Annotated in this window: 20 protein-coding genes; all 20 read left to right on the forward strand. The window is 55.9% G+C overall.

Features of this window, described 5'->3' with window-relative positions; genetic code table 11:
- The first annotated feature begins 19 nt into the window (after positions 1-19).
- Complete coding sequence (gene atpA, locus B4113_RS11920) at positions 20-1,528, forward strand: F0F1 ATP synthase subunit alpha (protein WP_033842875.1); 1,509 nt, start codon at positions 20-22, stop codon at positions 1,526-1,528.
- Positions 1,529-1,594: 66 nt separating this feature from the next.
- Positions 1,595-2,452, forward strand: a complete 858-nt coding sequence (atpG, locus tag B4113_RS11925; protein WP_033020489.1) for an ATP synthase F1 subunit gamma — start codon at positions 1,595-1,597, stop codon at positions 2,450-2,452.
- A 27-nt stretch (positions 2,453-2,479) separates the two neighbouring features.
- On the forward strand, positions 2,480-3,901 hold the full coding sequence (gene atpD, locus B4113_RS11930) for a F0F1 ATP synthase subunit beta (protein ID WP_033020488.1): 1,422 nt from the start codon (positions 2,480-2,482) through the stop codon (positions 3,899-3,901).
- Between the two features lie 22 nt (positions 3,902-3,923).
- A complete protein-coding gene (locus B4113_RS11935; protein WP_033020486.1) occupies positions 3,924-4,325 on the forward strand; it encodes a F0F1 ATP synthase subunit epsilon in 402 nt (133 codons plus the stop codon).
- A gap of 226 nt (positions 4,326-4,551) precedes the next feature.
- Complete coding sequence (locus B4113_RS11940; RefSeq protein ID WP_033842876.1) at positions 4,552-4,920, forward strand: NADH-quinone oxidoreductase subunit A; 369 nt, start codon at positions 4,552-4,554, stop codon at positions 4,918-4,920.
- On the forward strand, positions 4,911-5,423 hold the full coding sequence (locus B4113_RS11945; RefSeq protein ID WP_033842877.1) for an NADH-quinone oxidoreductase subunit B family protein: 513 nt from the start codon (positions 4,911-4,913) through the stop codon (positions 5,421-5,423). The genes B4113_RS11940 and B4113_RS11945 overlap by 10 nt, the downstream gene beginning before the upstream one ends.
- A 3-nt stretch (positions 5,424-5,426) precedes the next feature.
- Positions 5,427-6,614, forward strand: a complete 1,188-nt coding sequence (locus tag B4113_RS11950) for an NADH-quinone oxidoreductase subunit C (RefSeq protein WP_033842878.1) — start codon at positions 5,427-5,429, stop codon at positions 6,612-6,614.
- A gap of 3 nt (positions 6,615-6,617) precedes the next feature.
- A complete protein-coding gene (locus B4113_RS11955; RefSeq protein WP_033842879.1) occupies positions 6,618-7,718 on the forward strand; it encodes an NADH-quinone oxidoreductase subunit D in 1,101 nt (366 codons plus the stop codon).
- Positions 7,715-8,716: an NADH-quinone oxidoreductase subunit NuoH gene (gene nuoH / locus B4113_RS11960; RefSeq protein WP_033842880.1), complete on the forward strand. Its 1,002-nt coding sequence runs from the start codon at positions 7,715-7,717 to the stop codon at positions 8,714-8,716. Before B4113_RS11955 ends, nuoH begins: the two co-directional genes overlap by 4 nt.
- Positions 8,717-9,081: 365 nt before the next feature.
- Complete coding sequence (gene nuoI / locus B4113_RS11965; RefSeq protein ID WP_033020477.1) at positions 9,082-9,501, forward strand: NADH-quinone oxidoreductase subunit NuoI; 420 nt, start codon at positions 9,082-9,084, stop codon at positions 9,499-9,501.
- Complete coding sequence (locus tag B4113_RS11970) at positions 9,498-10,019, forward strand: NADH-quinone oxidoreductase subunit J (protein ID WP_033842881.1); 522 nt, start codon at positions 9,498-9,500, stop codon at positions 10,017-10,019. Before nuoI ends, B4113_RS11970 begins: the two co-directional genes overlap by 4 nt.
- Positions 10,016-10,321 carry an NADH-quinone oxidoreductase subunit NuoK gene (gene nuoK / locus B4113_RS11975; RefSeq protein ID WP_033020473.1) on the forward strand — a complete coding sequence of 102 codons (306 nt, stop codon included), beginning with the start codon at positions 10,016-10,018 and terminating at the stop codon, positions 10,319-10,321. The genes B4113_RS11970 and nuoK overlap by 4 nt, the downstream gene beginning before the upstream one ends.
- Positions 10,322-10,340: 19 nt before the next feature.
- The gene (nuoL, locus tag B4113_RS11980) at positions 10,341-12,200 is read left to right on the forward strand and encodes an NADH-quinone oxidoreductase subunit L (protein ID WP_033842882.1); all 1,860 of its coding nucleotides are present in this window, start codon (positions 10,341-10,343) and stop codon (positions 12,198-12,200) included.
- On the forward strand, positions 12,197-13,741 hold the full coding sequence (locus B4113_RS11985; protein ID WP_033842883.1) for an NADH-quinone oxidoreductase subunit M: 1,545 nt from the start codon (positions 12,197-12,199) through the stop codon (positions 13,739-13,741). Before nuoL ends, B4113_RS11985 begins: the two co-directional genes overlap by 4 nt.
- A gap of 4 nt (positions 13,742-13,745) precedes the next feature.
- Positions 13,746-15,242: an NADH-quinone oxidoreductase subunit NuoN gene (gene nuoN, locus B4113_RS11990; RefSeq protein WP_033020469.1), complete on the forward strand. Its 1,497-nt coding sequence runs from the start codon at positions 13,746-13,748 to the stop codon at positions 15,240-15,242.
- 280 nt (positions 15,243-15,522) lie between these two features.
- Complete coding sequence (locus B4113_RS11995) at positions 15,523-15,762, forward strand: DUF1146 family protein (protein WP_033020467.1); 240 nt, start codon at positions 15,523-15,525, stop codon at positions 15,760-15,762.
- A gap of 270 nt (positions 15,763-16,032) precedes the next feature.
- Positions 16,033-16,797 carry a YwmB family TATA-box binding protein gene (locus B4113_RS12000; protein ID WP_231559782.1) on the forward strand — a complete coding sequence of 255 codons (765 nt, stop codon included), beginning with the start codon at positions 16,033-16,035 and terminating at the stop codon, positions 16,795-16,797.
- A 31-nt stretch (positions 16,798-16,828) separates the two neighbouring features.
- A complete protein-coding gene (gene murA, locus B4113_RS12005; protein ID WP_033842885.1) occupies positions 16,829-18,133 on the forward strand; it encodes a UDP-N-acetylglucosamine 1-carboxyvinyltransferase in 1,305 nt (434 codons plus the stop codon).
- A gap of 310 nt (positions 18,134-18,443) precedes the next feature.
- On the forward strand, positions 18,444-19,472 hold the full coding sequence (spoIID, locus tag B4113_RS12010) for a stage II sporulation protein D (RefSeq protein ID WP_033842886.1): 1,029 nt from the start codon (positions 18,444-18,446) through the stop codon (positions 19,470-19,472).
- 126 nt (positions 19,473-19,598) lie between these two features.
- Complete coding sequence (locus tag B4113_RS12015) at positions 19,599-20,474, forward strand: M23 family metallopeptidase (protein WP_033842887.1); 876 nt, start codon at positions 19,599-19,601, stop codon at positions 20,472-20,474.
- Positions 20,475-20,817: the final 343 nt, after the last annotated feature.

Raw genomic sequence — 20,817 nt, forward strand, 5'->3', positions numbered from 1 at the left:
GGAGATAGGGGTGAAAGGCATGAGCATTCGAGCGGAGGAAATCAGCGCGCTCATTAAGCAGCAGATTGAAAACTACGAATCGCAAATTCAGGTGAGCGACGTCGGCACCGTCATCCAAATCGGTGACGGGATCGCCCGCGCTCATGGGCTCGATAATGTCATGTCCGGCGAGCTCGTTGAGTTTGCCAACGGCGTCATGGGCATGGCGCTCAACTTGGAAGAAAACAACGTCGGTATCGTTATTTTAGGACCGTACACGGGCATTAAAGAAGGGGACGAAGTGCGCCGTACCGGACGGATCATGGAAGTGCCGGTCGGAGAGGCGCTCATCGGCCGCGTGGTCAACCCGCTCGGCCAGCCGGTTGACGGTTTGGGTCCGGTGGAAACGACCGAAACGCGCCCGATCGAAAGCCCGGCGCCGGGCGTTATGGACCGGAGATCGGTGCATGAGCCGCTGCAAACCGGGATCAAAGCGATCGACGCGCTCGTGCCGATCGGCCGCGGCCAGCGCGAGCTCATCATCGGCGACCGGCAAACGGGGAAAACGTCTGTCGCGATTGATACGATCATCAACCAAAAAGATCAAAACATGATTTGTATTTATGTCGCCATCGGGCAAAAGGAATCGACGGTCCGGACGGTTGTCGAAACGCTCCGCAAACACGGCGCGCTCGACTATACGATCGTCGTCACCGCTTCGGCGTCGCAGCCGGCTCCGCTTTTGTTCTTGGCGCCGTATGCCGGCGTATCGATGGGCGAGTATTTCATGTACAAAGGCCAACACGTGCTCGTGGTCTATGACGATTTGTCGAAACAAGCGGCGGCGTACCGCGAATTGTCGCTCCTGCTTCGCCGTCCGCCGGGCCGTGAAGCGTATCCGGGGGATATTTTCTACTTGCACTCCCGTCTGCTTGAGCGCGCAGCGAAATTGAGCGATGCGAAAGGTGCCGGTTCGTTGACCGCGCTTCCGTTCGTTGAAACGCAAGCGGGCGACATTTCGGCGTACATTCCGACGAACGTTATCTCGATTACGGACGGGCAAATTTTCTTGCAATCGGACTTGTTCTTCTCCGGCGTCCGCCCGGCGATTAACGCAGGGCTGTCCGTCTCGCGCGTCGGTGGGGCCGCGCAAATCAAAGCGATGAAAAAAGTATCGGGGACGCTCCGTCTCGACTTGGCGGCGTATCGCGAATTAGAGGCGTTCGCCCAATTCGGCTCCGACCTCGATAAAGCGACGCAGGCGAAACTCGCCCGCGGGGCGCGCACGGTGGAAGTGCTGAAACAAGACTTGCACCAACCGATTCCGGTCGAGAAACAAGTGTTGATCATCTATGCGTTGACGCGCGGCTTTTTGGATGACATTCCGGTTGAAGATGTGCGCCGTTTTGAAAAAGAGTTTTACTTGTGGCTCGATCAAAACGGCCAGCACTTGCTTGAACACATCCGCACGACGAAAGACCTTCCGAACGAGGAAGATATCAACAAAGCGATCGAAGCGTTCAAGAAAACGTTTGTCGTTTCCCAATAAGGCGATGGGGGCTGCTTTGCCCCCTTGCGCCTGTAGATCCCGTGCAGCAAAAAGGTGGTGAAACCTTTGGCGTCGTTACGCGATATTAAAACGCGCATCAATGCGACGAGAAAAACGAGCCAAATTACGAAAGCGATGGAAATGGTCTCGACGTCGAAATTGAACCGCGCGGAGCAAAATGCGAAATCGTTCGTTCCTTATATGGAGAAAATGCAAGAGGTCGTAGCCAATGTGGCGCTCGGGGCCGGCGGCGCATCGCACCCGATGCTCGTTTCGCGCCCGGTGAAAAAAACGGGCTATCTCGTCATTACATCCGATCGCGGTCTCGCGGGGGCGTACAACAGCAACGTGTTGCGTCTCGTCTATCAAACGATTCAACAGCGCCACGCTTCTCCCGATGAATATGCCATCATTGTCATCGGTCGCGTCGGGTTGAGCTTTTTCCGCAAACGGAATATGCCGGTCATTCTCGACATCACCCGCCTGCCGGATCAGCCTTCGTTTGCCGACATCAAAGAGATTGCCAGCAAAACGGTCGGCTTGTTCGCCGATGGCACCTTTGACGAACTGTATATGTACTACAACCATTACGTCAGTGCGATCCAGCAAGAGGTGACGGAACGAAAGCTGCTCCCGCTCACCGATTTGGCGGAAAACAAACAGCGCACGGTGTACGAATTCGAGCCGTCGCAAGAGGAAATTTTGGACGTGTTGCTGCCGCAGTATGCGGAGAGCTTGATTTACGGCGCGTTGCTTGATGCGAAAGCGAGCGAGCATGCCGCCCGGATGACGGCGATGAAGAACGCGACTGACAACGCGAACGAGCTCATTCGCACGCTGACGCTTTCCTACAACCGTGCTCGCCAAGCAGCGATCACGCAAGAAATTACGGAAATTGTCGCCGGAGCAAACGCCTTGCAATAGCGGACTAGCAAGTTAGGAGGGAAAACGATGACAAGAGGACGCGTTATCCAAGTCATGGGTCCGGTTGTAGACGTCAAGTTCGAAAACGGCCACTTGCCGGCGATCTACAACGCCCTGAAAATTCAACATCAAGCGCGCAATGAAAACGAAGTCGACATCGACTTGACATTGGAAGTCGCCTTGCACCTTGGCGATGATACCGTACGGACGATCGCGATGGCGTCCACAGACGGCCTCATCCGCGGCATGGAAGTCATCGACACCGGCGCGCCGATTTCGGTGCCGGTCGGCGAAGTGACGCTTGGCCGCGTGTTCAACGTGTTGGGTGAACCGATTGATTTGGAAGGCGACATTCCGGCTGACGCCCGCCGCGACCCGATTCACCGGCCGGCGCCCAAATTCGAAGAGCTGGCGACCGAAGTCGAAATTTTGGAAACGGGCATTAAAGTCGTTGACTTGTTAGCCCCGTATATTAAAGGTGGAAAAATCGGTTTGTTCGGCGGCGCTGGCGTCGGAAAAACGGTCTTGATCCAAGAGCTGATCCACAACATCGCTCAAGAGCACGGCGGGATTTCCGTTTTCGCTGGCGTCGGCGAACGGACGCGCGAAGGAAACGACTTGTACCATGAAATGAAAGATTCCGGCGTCATCAGCAAAACGGCCATGGTGTTCGGGCAGATGAACGAGCCGCCGGGCGCGCGGATGCGCGTGGCGTTGACCGGCTTGACGATGGCCGAATACTTCCGCGATGAGCAAGGCCAGGACGTACTGCTGTTTATCGACAACATCTTCCGTTTCACGCAGGCCGGTTCCGAAGTGTCGGCGCTGTTGGGGCGCATGCCGTCAGCCGTTGGTTACCAACCGACATTGGCGACGGAGATGGGCCAATTGCAGGAGCGGATCACCTCGACGGCGAAAGGCTCGATCACCTCGATTCAGGCGATTTACGTTCCGGCCGACGACTATACGGACCCGGCCCCGGCGACGACGTTCGCGCACTTGGATGCGACGACGAACCTTGAGCGGAAGCTCACTGAGATGGGGATTTATCCGGCCGTTGACCCGCTTGCGTCGACCTCGCGGGCATTGGCGCCGGAAATCGTCGGCGAGGAGCACTACCAAGTCGCTCGCCAAGTGCAGCAAACACTGCAACGGTATAAAGAGCTGCAAGACATCATTGCGATCCTAGGGATGGATGAGCTGTCCGATGAGGACAAACTTGTCGTCCATCGCGCCCGCCGCATTCAGTTTTTCTTGTCGCAAAACTTCCACGTGGCGGAACAATTCACGGGCCAACCGGGTTCGTACGTGCCGGTGAAGGAAACCGTACGCGGCTTCAAAGAAATTTTGGAAGGCAAATATGACCACCTTCCGGAAGAGGCGTTCCGCTTAGTCGGCCGCATTGAAGAAGTGGTGGAAAAAGCGAAAGCGATGGGTGTCGAAGTGTGACCCGGGATAGGGGGGTTGGACAATGAAAACGATCCATGTGAGCGTCGTCACTCCTGATGGCCCGGTATACGAGGACGATGTCGAGATGGTCAGCGTCAAGGCGAAAAGCGGCGAGCTCGGCATTCTGCCCGGCCACATTCCGCTTGTCGCCCCGCTGGAGATCAGCGCGGCGCGGCTGAAAAAAGGCGGAAAAACGCAATATATCGCCGTGAGCGGCGGCTTTTTGGAAGTTCGGCCGGACAAAGTGACGATTTTGGCCCAAGCGGCTGAACGGGCCGAAGACATTGACGTTCTGCGCGCCCAAGCGGCGAAAGAGCGGGCGGAGCGCCGCCTGCAAAGCCAGCAGGATGACATCGACTTCAAGCGGGCTGAACTGGCGTTAAAACGCGCCTTGAACCGTTTGAATGTCGCGGAAATGAAGTAAAAGCAGGGGAATGAGGATTCCCCTGCTTTTTTGCTTTTCTTCGCCACTAGCGGCGGAAATTGGCTAGCGGCAGCGCATCCCGCAGCTTGTAATGTTGTTGCGGCGATCCTCTGAAGTTTTGCTGACACGTCTGGATATAAATGTTATAATGGAATCGAGGGAATTATTGAAAAATTTCATCATTATTATCATACGTATGTAGTAAACCAGGAAGGGGGCGAGCTCGTTGAGCAACATCTATGCCAATAGTTATGCCATCGTTTTCGTCTTCCTTTGTCTTGGGGTGTTGCTTCCGGTTGGAGCGCTTACGCTTGGACGCTGGCTGCGGCCGCACGTGCCGAGTGAGGCAAAGGAGACCACTTATGAAAGCGGTAACAATCCGTTCCACGATTCCCGCATCCAGTTTCAAGTCCGCTATTACTTGTTTGCCTTGTTGTTTGTCATTTTCGATGTTGAGACGGTGTTTTTCTATCCATGGGCGGTCGTCTACGATCAACTCGGCTTATTTGCTTTGGTGGAAATGGTTCTGTTCATCACGTTGCTTGCCCTTGGCCTTATTTATGCTTGGAAAAAGAAGGTGTTACGATGGATGTGAAATGGGATGGCTTTTCATTGGCGGAGATGGAGGAGGTCAAGCGGAGCGTGTTTTTGACGACGCTCGAGCAGCTAAAAGGATGGGCGCGGAGCAACTCGCTTTGGCCTCTCACGTTCGGACTGGCCTGTTGTGCCATTGAGATGATGGCGGTGGGTGGAGCTCACTACGATCTTGATCGGTTCGGCTCGTTTTTTCGGGCCTCTCCGCGACAGTCGGACGTCATGATCGTCTCGGGCACGGTGACGAAAAAAATGGCCCCCCTTTTGCGGCGGCTGTATGATCAAATGCCCGAGCCGAAATGGGTGATCGCCATGGGGTCATGCGCGACAGCCGGCGGACCGTATGTCAAGTCGTACAGCGTTGTCACAGGGGTCGACCAGATCGTTCCCGTCGACGTGTACATACCAGGCTGTCCACCCAACCCCGCGGCGCTCATTTACGGCATTCATAAATTGAAAGAAAAAATTCGCTTGGAAGCCAAAACAGGGAAGAAGGTGCTGTAACCAATGGACGAGGAAAAAGATTTGGTCCAGCGAAAAAAGGAAGCGGCCGAGCGGGCGAAACAATTGGCGCGTGAACGGCTCGCCGCCAAGCGGGCCGCCGAACAGGCCCAGCCAGCCGCTGAACAAGGCCGGCGGCCAACGAATGAGACGAATGCGGACGCCGTTCCGTCCCCCGGCCCCATAAAAGAAGCGCCGAGAACGGAACCGCCGGCTTCCGCAGAAGATCTCGCTTCCGCAAAAAAACGAGCCGCTGAAGAAGCGCGGGCGAAGGCGGCGGAACTGCGAAGGCAGCGTGAGGCGGCAGCGATGGGAGCGCCGAGTGGTGACGACCTTGAGGCGGCGAAACGGAAAGCAGCGGAAGAAGCGCGGGCGAGGGCGGCCGAGCTGCGAAGGCAGCGTGAGGCAGCGAACGATGGTGCGGCGGACGAGGACCTGGAACTCGCGAAGAAAAAGGCGGCCGCGGCGGCCAAGGCGAAGGCTGCGGCGACAGCGCGGGCGGCCGCGATGGCGAAGCAGCAAGGCGATGCGTCTAAAGACGATGAGTTGGCGAAACAAAAAGCGGCCGCGGCGGCGAAAGCGCGAGCGGCCGCCATGGCGAAGCAACAAGGTGACGTCGCCGATGACGCAGCGAAACAAAAGGCGGCGGCCGCCGCCCGGGCGAAGGCGAAAGCCGCTGACGCTGACGGAGGGACGGAACAGCCGTCCTCCCCGTCGCCGAACGATCCGCTGCTTGAAAAATGTGTCCGCATCATTCGTGAGCATCTTGGTCGCGATGTGCTTGAAGACGCGTATATCAACCGGCTGGCGAAAGATGTGCCGACGCTTGTCGTAAAAAAAGAGGCGTACTACAAAGTCGCTGAGTTGTTGAAAAGCCATGAACAGCTCCGCTTTGACTATTTATCCGAGCTGCACGGCACCGATTACAAGACGCATATGGAAGTGTACGTCCACTTGTACTCGTACTCAAATCGGCAGCCGGTGGCGCTGAAAGTGAAAATCGAGCGCGACAACCCGGAAATTGATTCGCTCGTCCCGCTTTGGCCGGGGGCGAACTGGCCGGAGTGCGAGGCGTATGATTTGCTTGGCATCCGATTCCGCGGCCACCCGAACTTGATCCGCATCTTCCTAGGCGAGCAATGGGTCGGTCATCCGCTGCGCAAAGATTACGAGCCGTACGATGCGGAGGTGTGAGCGATGCTGCGCACAGAAGAAATGATTTTAAACGTCGGCCCCCAACATCCCAGCACCCATGGCGTGTTCCGCCTCATTTTAAAAATCGATGGCGAGATCATTCAAGAGGCGACGCCAGTCATCGGTTACTTGCACCGCGGGACGGAGAAGATCGCCGAAGGGCTGCAATACACGCAAATCATCCCGTATACCGACCGGATGGACTACTTGTCGGCGATGACGAACAACTATGTGCTTTGCCATGCGGTCGAAACGATGATGGGCATTGAAGTGCCGGAACGGGCCGAGTATTTGCGCGTTCTTGCGATGGAGCTCGGTCGGGTTGCCAGCCACCTCGTCTGGTGGGGGACGTATTTGCTTGACCTCGGCGCGACAAGCCCGTTTTTGTACGCATTCCGCGAGCGCGAAATGATTATTAATCTATTAAATGAGCTGTCCGGGGCGCGGCTGACGTTCAACTATATGCGCATTGGCGGCGTCAAGTGGGACGCGCCGGACGGCTGGATCGACAAGGTGAAACAGTTCGTTCCGTACATGCGCGAGAAACTCGCCGGCTACCATGAGCTTGTCACCGGCAACGAGATTTTCCGTGAACGTGTCACCGGTGTCGGGCGGTATACGAAAGAAGAAGCGATCAGCTATTCGTTAAGCGGCGTCAACTTGCGGTCGACCGGCGTGAAATGGGATTTGCGCAAAGATGAGCCGTATTCCGTGTATGACCGGTTTGACTTCGATGTTCCGGTGCGCGAAGGCGGCGACTGTCTAGCCCGCTATGAATGCCGAATGGCGGAAATCGAACAGTCGCTTCGCATCATCGAGCAGGCGTGCGAGCAATTTCCACCTGAGGGGCCGATCATGGGAAAAGTGCCCCGCATCATTAAGGCGCCGCCCGGCGAGACGTTCGTCCGCATCGAAGCGCCGCGCGGTGAAATCGGCTGCTATATTGCGAGCGACGGCAAAAAAGAGCCGTACCGCCTGAAATTTCGCCGCCCATCGTTTTATAACTTGCAAATACTCCCGAAGCTGCTCAAAGGGGAAAACTTGGCCAATGTCATCGCCATTCTCGGTTCGATTGACATTGTGCTCGGGGAGGTCGACGGATGATGGAGCAATGGCTTGAATCCGCCCCAAGCTGGTCGAACATCGCCCTCTTTTTCGGGCTTGGAGCGCTGCTGTTGGCGGTCGTGCTCGCCTTTGTCACCTACAGCATTTTGGCGGAGCGGAAAGTGATGGGGTTTATGCAAGGGCGTATCGGCCCGAATCAAGTCGGCGGCCGTTTCGGGCTTTTACAAACTGTCGCCGATGTGTTGAAGCTGCTTTTGAAAGAGGATACGATCCCGAAAGCGGCCGACCGCCCGCTGTATGTGCTGGCCCCGGTGATTGCGTTTGCGCCGTCGTTTATGGTGTTGGCGGTCGTGCCGTTTACCGATGTGTTCCGGTTCGCTGATCTCGGCGTTGGCCTTTTGTATTACATTGCCGTTTCCGGATTAACGATCGTCGGCGTCATCACCGGGGGCTGGGCATCCAACAACAAATATGCGCTGCTTGGCGGGATGCGGGCAGCGGCGCAAATGATTTCATACGAAATTCCGCTCGTCATGTCGGCGCTTGGCGTCGTGCTTTTGGCCGGAAGCATGAATTTGGTCGACATCGTCAACGCGCAACAAGACGTCTGGTTCCTTTTCGCCCAGCCGTTGGCGTTTTTGATTTTCCTCATCGCCGCGGTGGCTGAGTTGAACCGGACGCCGTTTGACTTGCCGGAGGCGGAGTCCGAGCTGGTCGCCGGCTTTCATGTGGAATATTCCGGATTTCGCTGGGCGTTTTTTATGCTTGCTGAGTATGTGTACATGTTTGCGATGGCCGCCTTGATCACAGTTTTGTTCCTCGGCGGCTGGCATCCGGTCGCCTTTCTCGGCTGGATTCCCGGAGCGGTTTGGTTTGCTTTGAAGTTTTGTGCGGTTGTGTTCGTCTTCATTTGGTTTCGCGCCACGTTCCCTCGCGTGCGCGCCGACCAGCTAATGGAGTTCGCCTGGAAAGTGTTGCTTCCGCTTTCGCTCGCCAACATTGTGCTGACGGCGGTGGTGAAGGCATGGTTTTTCTAGAAGATTGGCGAAAAATCGCTGCTTGCCTTGATCGATGATGGAACACGTGAACATAGAAGCTGATGCAACTAGTTTTTCTATTTGAGAAACGATTCTGAGAAGCGGTTGCGTGAGTAAATCACCGCCCTTCTAGAGGGCTGGTGAAAAACGGTTGTTTCTTTTGAGCAATGGGGGAGCGTTTGAAAGACGATCCCGATGCGACAAGGCTTTTCTATTTGAGAAACAGGCTTGATAAGCGACTTGCTCCCTTAAATCACCGGCCTCCTAGAAGGTTGGTGAAAAACATTGGTTTCCTCTGAGCGATCGGGAGACGTGTGAAAAGCGGCACCGATGCCAAAGAGTTTTTATTGGAGGGGGGTAGACTGATGATCGGCTTGATGAAAGGATTGGCGTATACATTAAAAGAACTGACGCGCGAAAAAGTGACGTACGGTTACCCGCACGAGCCGCTCCCGCTTCCTGACCGGTTCCGCGGCATTCAAAAGTTTTATCCGGAAAAATGCATCGTGTGCAACCAGTGTGTGAACATCTGTCCGACCGAATGTATCCAGCTGACCGGGAAAAAGCATCCGGACCCGACGAAAAAAGGGAAAGTGATCGAAACATACAACATCAACTTTGAAATTTGCATTTTATGCGATTTGTGCACCGAAGTCTGTCCGACGGAAGCGATCGTTATGACGAACAATTTTGAGCTCGCCGAGTATAGTCGCGATGCCTTGTATAAGGACTTGGCCTGGCTCGATGAAAACGACACGAACATAAGAAGGGAGAATAAACCGTGAGCGGAACGGACATCGCCTTTTTCTTGCTCGCCCTCGCGGCGATCGCCGGTGCGGTGATGATGCTCCAGTTGACGAACGTCGTCCATATGGTCCTTTCCCTCGTCATGACGTTTTTGGGCATCGCTGGGCTGTACGTTTTGCTTTCCGCTGAATTTGTCGCTGTCGTGCAAGTGCTCATTTATTCCGGGGCCATTACGATCATCATGCTGTTTGCCATCATGTTGACGCGCCATCACGCCGATGACAAGGAGCGGCAGACGACTGGCGGCGTTGGGCATAAAGCGGCCGCCGCCTTCGCGGTTCTCGCTTTTGGCCTTGCTGTGTACGTCGGCATCCGTACGCTTGATTTCGGCGCTGACGGCAGCGCGCTTCCAGCCGATAACGCCAAGGCGATCGGCCAATGGCTGTACTCGTATTATACGATTCCGTTTGAAATTGTGTCTGTCCTTTTGCTCGTCGCCTTGATTGGGGCGATCGTGCTGGCGAAAAAAGACGGCAAGGGGGCGGAAGACGAATGACATTATCGGCGTATTTAGCGCTTTCGCTCATCCTGTTTTGCATCGGGCTATACGGGGCGCTCACGAAACGGAATACGGTCATTGTTCTCATCTGTATTGAACTGATGTTGAACGCGGTGAACATCAACTTCGTTGCCTTTGCCAAATACGGCCCCCATCCCAGCGTTCACGGGCACGTGTTTGCGCTGTTTGCGATCGCCGTGGCGGCGGCGGAGGCGGCGGTCGGTTTGGCAGCGCTCATCGCCTTTTATCGGAATCGGAAAACGGTTCGGGTCGATGAAGCCAATTCGCTGAAACATTAGAAAAGGGGATGGGGGAAAGATGATGAACCTAGCTTGGGTCGTGCCGCTGTTCCCGCTTTGTTCGTTTGTTTTGCTGCTGTGGTTCGGGCGGAAATGGAAACAAGCGAGCGCCTATGTCGGCATCGCTGCCACGCTTCTGTCGCTGCTCGCGGCGTTCGGCGTGCTGGTTAGCCGGCTCGGCGGAGCGACGTATGAAGCGAATTGGACGTGGATGAAAATCGGTGACGCCACGTTGACGGTCGGGGTTTCCGTTACGGCGTTAAACGCTTGGATGCTCGTTGTCGTCGCCTTGGTCAGCTGGCTTGTCCATATTTATTCGCAAGGCTATATGGCTGGGGATGAGCGGTTTTCGACGTTTTATGCGTATTTAGGGTTATTTACGTTTGCGATGCTTGGGCTTGTGCTGTCGCCGAACTTGTTGCAGGCGTACATGTTTTGGGAGCTCGTCGGGCTTGGGTCGTTTTTGCTGATCGGGTTTTATTTCTACAAAGAAGAAGCGAAAGCGGCGGCGAAAAAGGCGTTTATCATGACCCGCATCGGCGATGTCGGCTTTTTGATCGGCATGCTGCTCTTGTTTTGGCAGACGAAAAGCTTTGATTACGACGACATTTTCCGCGCCGTTGGCAACGGCACGCTGTCGCCCGGTATGACGACATTGACGGCCATCCTCATTTTCATCGGCGCGATCGGCAAGTCCGGGCAGTTCCCGCTCCATACGTGGCTTCCGGATGCGATGGAAGGCCCGACGCCGGTGTCGGCGCTCATCCACGCCGCGACGATGGTGGCGGCCGGGGTGTACCTTGTGGCGGCCTTGTTTCCGCTCTACGAGGCAAGCGCGGCCGCTATGATGACCGTGGCGGTGATCGGCGGGGGGACGGCGGTGTTTGCCGCGACGATCGGCTTGGTGCAGACGGACATTAAGCGCGTCCTCGCTTACTCGACGATCAGCCAGCTCGGCTATATGATGTTGGCGCTTGGCTCGGGGAGTTATGTCGCCGCCATTTTCCATTTAACGACGCACGCCTTTTTTAAAGCGTTGCTCTTTTTGGCCGCCGGCAGCGTCATTCATGCCGTCCATACGCAAAACATCGAGGAAATGGGCGGGCTTTGGCGACGGTTGCCGTGGACCGCGCCGCTCTTTCTCGTCGGGGCGCTGTCGATCAGCGGGATTCCGCTGTTTGCCGGCTTTTTCAGCAAGGATGAAATTTTAGCCGCCGCTTGGACGAACGGGTCGGTCGGGCTCTTTTGGCTGGCGGTCGCCGCAGCGCTGTTGACATCGTTTTACATGTTCCGGCTCTTTTTCCTCGTCTTTGCCGGTGAGGTGCGACATCGCCATGACGGCGCCGTCCATGAAGCGCCGATGTCAATGACGGCGCCGATGGTCGTGCTCGGCGTTTTATCGGTCGCTGCTGGGTACATTCAAACCCCTTGGTTCGGCTCGTTTCTCGGCGAGTGGTTGACCGATGGGGCGTACCATCATGAAGCGGCGCCAGGATGGATCGCGGTTGTGGCGGCGAGCGTGTCGCTGGCCGGGATTCTCCTCGCTTGGCTCATGTATGGGGCGCGGAAGGTGCCGCGCGATTGGTTGTCCGCGCGCGCGCCGTACGGGTACGAATTGTTGCGCCGCCACTATTACATGGACGATCTTTACCGGTCGACCGTTGTGGCGCTTGTGTCATCCATTAGCCGCCTGTTGGGGTATGTCGATCGTTACTTGGTGGAAGGGCTCGTTCAGTTTGTCACCGGCACGGTGAACGCGATCGCTTCCGCCGGATCGCGCGGGCAAAACGGGCAAGCCCAGACGTATGGGTTGGTGGCGGCGGCCGGCTTAGCGATGTTGGTCGTCATCTTTGCCTTGACAGGAGGGGACTGGTTATGACCTTTTTGTCGCTGCTCGTCTTTTCGCCGTTGTTAGGCATCGGGCTGCTGGCATGGGTTCGCAAAACGGAGACGAACATGATCCAATGGATCGGAACGGCCGCCACCGTGCCGCCGCTGCTGCTCTCGCTGTTTGCGTTCATCGAGTCGGTGCGCGGATTTCCTCTTGAGCGGTTGGATGAAGCGCATCATTGGGTTCGTCTTGCCGATTTCCCATTTTTGACCGATGCGGCGTATGTCATCCGCTATGAACTTGGCATCGATGGGCTGTCGCTTCTCTTTATCGTCTTGACCGCCGTGCTCGGGACGCTGGCAGCGGTGGCTTCCTTGCTTGTCAACGAGGAGAAAAAAGGGTATTTTATGTGGTTGCTTGCGCTAGAGGTCGGCATGTTGGGCGTGTTTGCCGCGGCGAACTTCATTTGGTTTTTCTTCTTCTTAGAGGTGACGCTTGTCGCCATGTTCTTGCTTGTCGGCAAATGGGGCGGCTTTGAACGCGAGAGGGCGGCATACAGTTATTTGCTGTACAACGGGCTCGGGTCGGCGCTGCTGCTGGTCGTGATCGCCGTGCTTGTCGCCCGCACCGGAACGGCGAATTTCGCTTTGCTTGACGACATGTTGCATCACCCGGTCGCCGAAGGACAGCTGATCGCCCCGTTGACGTCAGAGGCGCGGCACTGGCTGCTTGGCGGGTTGCTGCTGGCGTTTGCCTTCAAGCTGCCAGCCGTTCCGCTTCATCGCTGGCTCATCCGCGTCCATGTCGAAGCGCCGCCGCCGGTCGTCATGCTTCACGCCGGCGTATTGTTGAAAATCGCGGCGTATGGGATGATCCGCTTTGGGATCGGCTTGTTTCCCGATGAGTTTCGCGCGTTTGCCGGGGTCATCGCCGCGCTCGGGGTCGTCAACATCCTGTACGGCGCGCTGTTGGCGCTTCGACAGCACGAGTTAAAACATGTACTCGCCTATTCGAGCGTGTCGCACATGGGAGTTGTGCTCGTCGGCCTTGGCGCGCTCAATGAGGCCGGCATTCAAGGGGCGATTTTCCAATCCATCGCCCACGGGCTCATCGCCGCCTTGTCATTTTTGCTCGTCGGTGTGCTTGCCGATCGATGGGGAACGACCGACATTCGCCGCCTAGGCGGACTCGCGGCGTCCATGCCCGTCTTTTCCGGATATTTGCTCACCGCTGCCCTCGCTTTGCTCGGCTTGCCGGGCTTGGCGGGATTTGTCGGCGAATTCACTGCGTTTCTCGGCTTGTTTGCAAAGAAGCCGATCTTGGCAGCGGTAGGGGCGCTCGGTTTGATTTTCGCCGCCGCCTACTCGCTGAAGGCGGTGTTGAACGTGACGTTCGGCCGCGCCCGTGGGTCGCAGCCTCCGGCGGGGCAAAGCGAACCGCGGGAGGCGGTCGCCGATTTGCGGATGAACGAAGCCGTTCCGGCGTTCATTCTCGTCGCGTTGATTGTGGCGGTTGGCGTGTATCCGCAGCTGTTGGCGGGGCAGCTTGCCGCCGCGCTCGAGACGATGATGAACGGGTTAGGAGGGTGATCATATGAATGACGTATGGCAATCTGATTGGAGTCTCATGACGCCCGAATGGATTGTGCTCGCCGTTGCTGTGGTTTTGTTGCTCATCGATGTGGCCATGCCAGACGAGCGAAGCCGCCGTCCGCTTGCTTGGGGGGCGGCGCTCGGGGCGGTGCTTGCGCTCGGGGCGACGGCGGCGCTCATTCCGGCTGAACCGGCTTCGATTTTGCATGGGACGTTTCGGCTCGATAGCTTTGCGAAAGCGTTCAAGCTTTTGCTGCTTGCCGGCGGGGCGCTGGCCTTGCTGATCGTGGCGGGATGGAATCCAAAAGAGGGTAGCCGTTATGGCGGCGAGTTTGCCTATCTGTTGCTGTTTGCGTTGCTTGGCGCGATGATGACGGCATCGAGCGGCGATTTGCTTACCTTGTTTGTCAGCGTGGAACTGCTGACAGTGTCGTCCTACATTTTGGCCGGCTTGCGCAAAACCGTTGCGGCATCCAATGAAGCGGCGCTGAAATATGTGATCAACGGCGGCATCGCCACCGCCGTCATGCTGTTTGGCATGAGCTACGTGTTCGGTTTGACCGGAACGACGAACCTCAACGAAATCGCCCGCCGGCTGCAAGAGACGAATGAGCCGTACATGCTGGCCTTGGCCTTTCTTCTTTTGCTGATTGGCGTTTCGTTTAAGCTGGCGGCCGTTCCGTTTCATATGTGGGCCCCGGACGTATACGAAGGGGCGCCCGTTCCGGCGACGGCGTTTTTTGCCGTTGTCTCAAAAACAGCCGGATTTGTTCTTCTCCTCCGCCTGCTGGTGACGATGTTTGCTGCGGCGCCGGCGGAAGGGCGGGATCCGTCATCACTGCTGTTGTCGATGCAGCCGGCGATCGCTGTGCTCGCTGGGCTGACGATGATCATCGGAAGCGTTGTGGCGCTCCGGCAGCGGAGCTTGAAGCGGCTGCTCGCTTACTCCAGCATCGCCCACGCTGGCTATTTGCTCGCTGGGTTTGCCGCGATGTCGTGGGCGATGATCGACTCGCTTTGGATTTACTTGCTTGCGTATCTGTTGATGAACATGGGGGCATTCGCCATCGTGTCGCATATCGTCGATGAAACGGGTTCAGACGACTGGGACGGGCTCACGGGGCTGTACCGCCATCGCCCGCTGTTGGCTGCGGCGCTCGGCCTGTTTTTGCTATCGCTCGCTGGCATTCCGGGCACGGCAGGATTTATCGCCAAGCTCCATTTGTTCATCGGCCTTGTCGTCACCGAGCCGGGCCATTACGTGCTCGCTGCGGTGATGGCCATTACGACCGTCATCTCTTATGTGTATTATTTCAACTTGATCGTCCAGCTTTTTTTCCGTCCGCTGTTCTCTTCGGCACCGCTTGGCCGCATGTCGGCCGGGTTGTCGGCGGCCGTCGTTCTTTGCGCGCTCGGGACGCTGGCGCTCGGCTGGGCACCGGGGCTTGCATACAATGTGCTCGCCCAGTTTGATCACTTTGGCGATTTTTTGCCGTAGCGTTACAATAAGGGGAGAGGAACGCCTCTCCTCTTTTTTGTTGGACGGCGGGTGAGAGGGGACCGAACTCAACAGCAAAGCGGAAGAGGTTTGGCGTGGTCCCGCCTGTTCTCGCTGTTCCCTGCCGCCAGTATGACCACTAGACGGCTGGTGAAAGAGGATGTTGTTGGAGGCCCCCCAAGTAATAAACGTAATCCCACTGCCGCCAATTTGAAAAGAATGAGAGTTGTGCCGACCTACAGACGAAACGAACGATGTGTGCAGGAAAGAGGTGAATGAGATGATGCCGATCATGGGCCAACAAGCGCTCATTTCCATTATCGTCCATTTAGCGTTGATCGCCGTGACATGGTGGACGCTGCAGGCGGTGCGCATCGAGGTGTTGCTGAAGCCGAACCGCGTCGTCCAAGGACGGCTGCTGTACATTTTGTTGACGATCGCCATCGGCTCGACCGTGGCGAACTTTTTCCTTGATTATTGGACATGGTCAACGGATTTGCCGTATTTGTTCCGCGATTAAAGGAGGGAGGCGACCTCCGTCCGCCCGGCGCCGATCCGCCGTTTCGAACGCGGCCGCTGCCATTGACGCCCGTACCGTGTTGGTCCAGCTTTCCGCCCGCGTCTCGCCGTGCGTTCGAACGCGGGTGTGTTTCCACTTCAGCGAGCAGCTCGTCCTGCTCGTTGGTTTGTTTTTGAAAACGATTTCAAAAACTGCTTTTGTCGATTTTTTTGACGTATGTTCCCTTGTCTGGTGGCAACAATAACAACTAAGGAGAGGAAGGGAACGGAGATGAGAAAGATGGGAAAAAGCTGGACGGCATGGCTGGCCGCGCTTGTGCTGACGGGCTTGGTTTGGGCCGGATGGCAAAATCGGACAGAAGGCGCACGAGGGGACGAGTGGTCGAAGCCGCTCGAAACGATTGCTCAGACGCTGAAGCGGCATGGTGCTTCGCTTGACCGCTGGGTCGTGTACACAAGAGAGTATGCCCACGATGTTGAAAATGATGCGGACTTTTTCAAAAAAATGGCGGAGCTGAAACGGCAAAACCGTTCGTTTCGCTGGTCATTGGTGAGGACAAGCCATGGACCAAAAGCGATCGGCATCAATGAACGTCCTTTCTTTCGCGAACAAATTCAGCTCGTGATGACCGTCACAAACGGAGGACCGCAAACGTATCTCCTCTATGAAGCGGCCGGCTCCGCGTGGAGCGAAGCTAGGTGGAAAGAAGCAGCGCAGCGCATTCAAACAAAGACGAGTGAACTATTTGTGAATAATCCTACATTTTTTGCTTGTATGGAAGGCGAGTTCAGTGGTAATATGAAAGGTGGTTTGTTTGATCAAGCCTCTCAACTGCTTCATGATTTGCAAGCGACGCCGGTCGAGTGGTTGAAGGAAGAGTCACTCGTTTCCCTGTCTGCATATACTGGGCAGTGGAAGAACGTTCTCCCGGCCGCCAATCATCAAAGCATCAACCTGCAACTCGCCATGAGAGAAAGATTGGGTGGCAAGACGCGCGTCGTTGTTGGAACCCCAATCATTACCATTGAATACTAATATAGAGAAATTGGACGCGGAGGGGAATACCTTGGAAAAGATCATCGTCCGTGGCGGAAACCGGTTGAGCGGCACCGTCAAAGTCGAAGGCGCAAAAAATGCCGTTTTGCCCGTCATCGCTGCCACCTTATTGGCCACGAAAGGAACAAGTACGATCCATGATGTGCCTGCTCTTTCCGATGTATATACAATCAGTGAAGTGCTTCGCTATTTAGGCGCCGACGTTCACATCGCCGGCGATGTCATCACGGTGGATGCCACCGGCCCATTGACGGTGGAAGCGCCGTTTGAATATGTCCGAAAAATGCGGGCTTCGGTGTTGGTGATGGGGCCGCTGCTGGCGCGCAACGGCCGCGCCCGCGTCGCGCTGCCGGGCGGCTGCGCCATCGGGTCGCGCCCGATCGACCAGCATTTGAAAGGGTTTGAAGCGATGGGCGCCTCGGTGAAAGTCGGCAACGGCTTTATCGATGCCGAAGTGAACGGCCGTCTTCGCGGCGCCAAAATTTATTTGGACTTCCCAAGCGTCGGGGCCACGGAAAATATTATGATGGCCGCCGTGCTGGCGGAAGGGACAACGGTGATCGAAAACTGCGCCAAAGAGCCGGAAATCGTCGATTTGGCCAACTTTTTGAACGCCATGGGCGCCAAAGTTCGCGGCGCCGGCACCGGCACGATCCGCATCGAAGGGGTCGATGAGCTTGTCGGCACGACGCATACCGTGATTCCGGATCGCATCGAAGCGGGCACCTTCATGGTGGCGGCAGCGATCACCGGCGGCAACGTTCTCGTGCAAGGGGCGGTTCCGGAACATTTAGGTTCGCTGATCGCCAAGCTGGAAGAGATGGGTGTAACGGTCATTGAAGAGGAAAATGGGGTGCGCGTCATCGGCCCGGAAAAGTTGAAAGCCGTCGATATGAAAACGATGCCGTATCCTGGATTTCCGACTGACATGCAGTCGCAAATGATGGCTCTCTTGTTGAAAGCGGAAGGCACAAGCATGATCACCGAGACGGTGTTTGAAAATCGCTTTATGCATGTCGAAGAATTCCGCCGCATGAACGCCGATATTAAAATCGAAGGGCGTTCCGTCATTATTAATGGCCCGTGTCAGCTCCAAGGCGCCGAGGTGGCGGCGACCGATTTGCGCGCGGCTGCCGCGCTGATTTTGGCAGGTCTGGCGGCGGACGGCTATACGCGCGTGACGGAGCTTCGTCATCTTGACCGCGGCTATGTTCGTTTCCATGAAAAGTTGGCCGCGCTCGGGGCTGACATTGAACGCGTCCATGAAGAAACCGAATCGCCTAGTGAAATCCAAGCGGTGGAATGGAACAGATAAAGAGCGAAAAACGGCGGTGAACTGCCTCAAGGCAGGGAGCGGCCGTTTTTTGTGACCGAGGGGAAAAACGGCGATTTTCACGAAATGATGGGTGAGCGTGTCAAAAGAGTCATCGGTGTGGCAAGATTTCTCTATTTAGGAAATGACGCCGGGAAGCGGAACGAGCGGCGAAATCACCGGCCTTTATAATAAAGAAAACAGTCATATATACTTGTCCGAGCCCATAACTATAGTAACGAACTGAAGCCAAAGCAGGCATTGATGGAAGATGTCCGCTGGTGCTTGAAAAATGCATATTGGGGGCTCGGCTATGGTCAAACGATTAAAACCAGTATTCGCACTCGCACTATGCCTGTTTGTCGCCATCCTTGTTATTCCAGCGGCGCTCGTTTTGCCATTTTACGATGGGAAGGTGGCAAAGTTGGCCGAACAACTGCACAAGCAAAATCAAACGCAGCGATCACAGGCAGCCGAAGGACCGTCCGTCGAAGTGGCGGTCTACCGAAGCAAGGAACAACGCGTCGAAAAAATTCCTCTTGAACAATATGTCATCGGCGTCGTTGCGGCAGAAATGCCGGCGGAATTTGAATTGGAAGCGTTAAAAGCGCAAGCGTTGACAGCAAGAACATACATCGTCAAGCAATTGCTTGCCAACCAACCGTTTCGCCTGCCGGAAGGGGCGAACGTGACCGATACGGTGGCCCACCAAGTGTATTACAGCGATGACGAGCTGCGCAAGTTATGGGGAAGCGATTATGACTGGAAAATCAAAAAAGTGACGAAAGCGGTGTTGGAAACGCGCGGACAAATTATAACGTACAACAATCAGCCGATTGAAGCGCTTTTCTTTTCGACAAGCAACGGCTATACGGAAAACTCCGAAGCCTACTGGAAAAATGAGTTTCCGTATTTAAAAAGCGTGGCCAGCCCATGGGATCGTCAATCCCCAAAGTTTTACCAGCGCAAATGGATGTCGGTGGCCGAATTTGAACGCCGGCTTGGCGTCACGCTTTCCCAGAACGGATCGGTCGGCGTCATCCTCTCCCGCACCCCTGGCCGCCGCGTCGGTGAGGTGAACATCGGCGGCAAAACGTTCACCGGCCGTGAAGTGCGGGAACGGCTCGGCTTAGCGTCAGCCGATTTTACTTGGGTGCGCCAAGGCGATGACATTGTCATTACGACCAAAGGCTATGGCCACGGCGTCGGCATGAGCCAATACGGGGCCAATTTTATGGCGAAAGAAGGGAAAACGTACGCCGACATCGTCAAACATTATTACCGCGGCGTTCATATTTCATCAGCCACGGCGTTTTTGAACAAACTGACTGCGAAAAAATGAAAACGGGGCGAACGCCCTGTTTTTTTGCATAAAACCAGCAGGAATGTCAAAAAATAAGCAAAAAATTGCTTTCGGCGTGTATATCTTTTCCTCTTTCTGTTCAAAATGGTTGCTGAGGTGATGAACATGAGAGAGGAACAAAAACAATCGTCGCTGAAGCGTCTGTTCCGCAAACGTTGGGTATTTCCGGCGATTTATTTATCATCGGCCGCATTGATTGTCGCTGGCGCGCTTTGGTTCCAACTGGGCAAAGATGAGAATACAGGCAAAGACAACGTCGCCGAAAACGGCGCCGCTCAGCAAGAAAACCCGGCGGTCCCGGTCAATGAGACGGTAGAGAACATCGCCATGCCTGTGCTCGATCCGAACGCGGTGCAAGTAAAAACGCCGTTCTATGATGACGACGCATCGGAACAAGAACAGGAAGCAGCCCTTGTCTTTTATGATCATACGTACCACCCGAACCAAGGCATCGACTTGGCGCGCCAAGACGGCAAAACGTTTGACGTGACCGCTGCGCTGAGCGGCACGGTGGCGAAAGCGGAAAAAGACCCGATTTTAGGCTATGTTGTCGAAATCAATCATGAACAAGGGGTCACGACCGTCTATCAATCGCTCGCTGATGTGAAAGTGGAAGCCGGCGATACGGTGAAACAAGGCGAAGTGATCGGCAAGGCAGGGCAAAGCGAGTTCAACAAGGAAGCCGGCATTCACGTTCATTTTGAAATCCGCAAAGACGGCAAACCCGTCAATCCGATCGAATACATTGACAAACCGTTAACCGCTTTGACTGATCAAGCGAAAGATCACGCCGGTGATGACCGCGCCGCCACCAACAAAGAAAAGCAATTGATGCCAAGCGATGAAACAGCGCCGACCGAAACCGAACAAACACCGGCTGATGACAACACCACGGCGCCAAGCGACGATCATTCCGAACAAAATGAGGACGCTTCCTCTTACAAAACGCCAGACGCCTCCATTGGCATGGCCAGAGCGTAACCGGCCACGGCGTCTGACAGCGAAAGCGAAAAGGCCTGTCCGTTTGCCAGCAAGCGGACAGGTCTTTTTCGTGAACATGCCGAGCTGGTGCGGATTTTCATCCCCAAGTGGAGGGCAAAACGTTGCCCATGGATCTTTTGCGTGAAAAGGCAGGACCATCCTCGGGTGGAAGGCAGGACGCATTGTCCATGGAACTTTTTCTTAAAAACGCGCGCTTGAAGCGGCCCTTTTCATCCCCGGGTGGAGGGCAAAAATTGCCCATGGATCTTTTGCGTGAAAAGGCGGGACCATCCCCGGGTGGACGGCAGGCCGCGCTGTCCATGGAACTTTTCCGTCTCGAGCC

Source organism: Geobacillus sp. B4113_201601 (genome assembly GCF_001587475.1).
Classification (GTDB): Bacteria; Bacillota; Bacilli; order Bacillales; family Anoxybacillaceae; genus Geobacillus; species Geobacillus icigianus.

What these genes read in the sequence shown, in the direction of transcription:
- B4113_RS11935 (WP_033020486.1), top strand. Translation starts at nt 3,924, where the DNA reads ATGAAAACGATCCATGTGAGCGTCGTCACTCCTGATGGCCCGGTATAC.
- atpA (WP_033842875.1), top strand. Translation starts at nt 20, where the DNA reads ATGAGCATTCGAGCGGAGGAAATCAGCGCGCTCATTAAGCAGCAGATT.
- B4113_RS12000 (WP_231559782.1), top strand. Translation starts at nt 16,033, where the DNA reads ATGAGAAAGATGGGAAAAAGCTGGACGGCATGGCTGGCCGCGCTTGTG.
- nuoN (WP_033020469.1), top strand. Translation starts at nt 13,746, where the DNA reads ATGAATGACGTATGGCAATCTGATTGGAGTCTCATGACGCCCGAATGG.
- B4113_RS11985 (WP_033842883.1), top strand. Translation starts at nt 12,197, where the DNA reads ATGACCTTTTTGTCGCTGCTCGTCTTTTCGCCGTTGTTAGGCATCGGG.
- nuoK (WP_033020473.1), top strand. Translation starts at nt 10,016, where the DNA reads ATGACATTATCGGCGTATTTAGCGCTTTCGCTCATCCTGTTTTGCATC.
- nuoH (WP_033842880.1), top strand. Translation starts at nt 7,715, where the DNA reads ATGATGGAGCAATGGCTTGAATCCGCCCCAAGCTGGTCGAACATCGCC.
- B4113_RS11955 (WP_033842879.1), top strand. Translation starts at nt 6,618, where the DNA reads ATGCTGCGCACAGAAGAAATGATTTTAAACGTCGGCCCCCAACATCCC.
- B4113_RS11945 (WP_033842877.1), top strand. Translation starts at nt 4,911, where the DNA reads ATGGATGTGAAATGGGATGGCTTTTCATTGGCGGAGATGGAGGAGGTC.
- spoIID (WP_033842886.1), top strand. Translation starts at nt 18,444, where the DNA reads ATGGTCAAACGATTAAAACCAGTATTCGCACTCGCACTATGCCTGTTT.
- atpD (WP_033020488.1), top strand. Translation starts at nt 2,480, where the DNA reads ATGACAAGAGGACGCGTTATCCAAGTCATGGGTCCGGTTGTAGACGTC.
- B4113_RS12015 (WP_033842887.1), top strand. Translation starts at nt 19,599, where the DNA reads ATGAGAGAGGAACAAAAACAATCGTCGCTGAAGCGTCTGTTCCGCAAA.
- B4113_RS11950 (WP_033842878.1), top strand. Translation starts at nt 5,427, where the DNA reads ATGGACGAGGAAAAAGATTTGGTCCAGCGAAAAAAGGAAGCGGCCGAG.
- B4113_RS11995 (WP_033020467.1), top strand. Translation starts at nt 15,523, where the DNA reads ATGATGCCGATCATGGGCCAACAAGCGCTCATTTCCATTATCGTCCAT.
- nuoI (WP_033020477.1), top strand. Translation starts at nt 9,082, where the DNA reads ATGATCGGCTTGATGAAAGGATTGGCGTATACATTAAAAGAACTGACG.
- nuoL (WP_033842882.1), top strand. Translation starts at nt 10,341, where the DNA reads ATGATGAACCTAGCTTGGGTCGTGCCGCTGTTCCCGCTTTGTTCGTTT.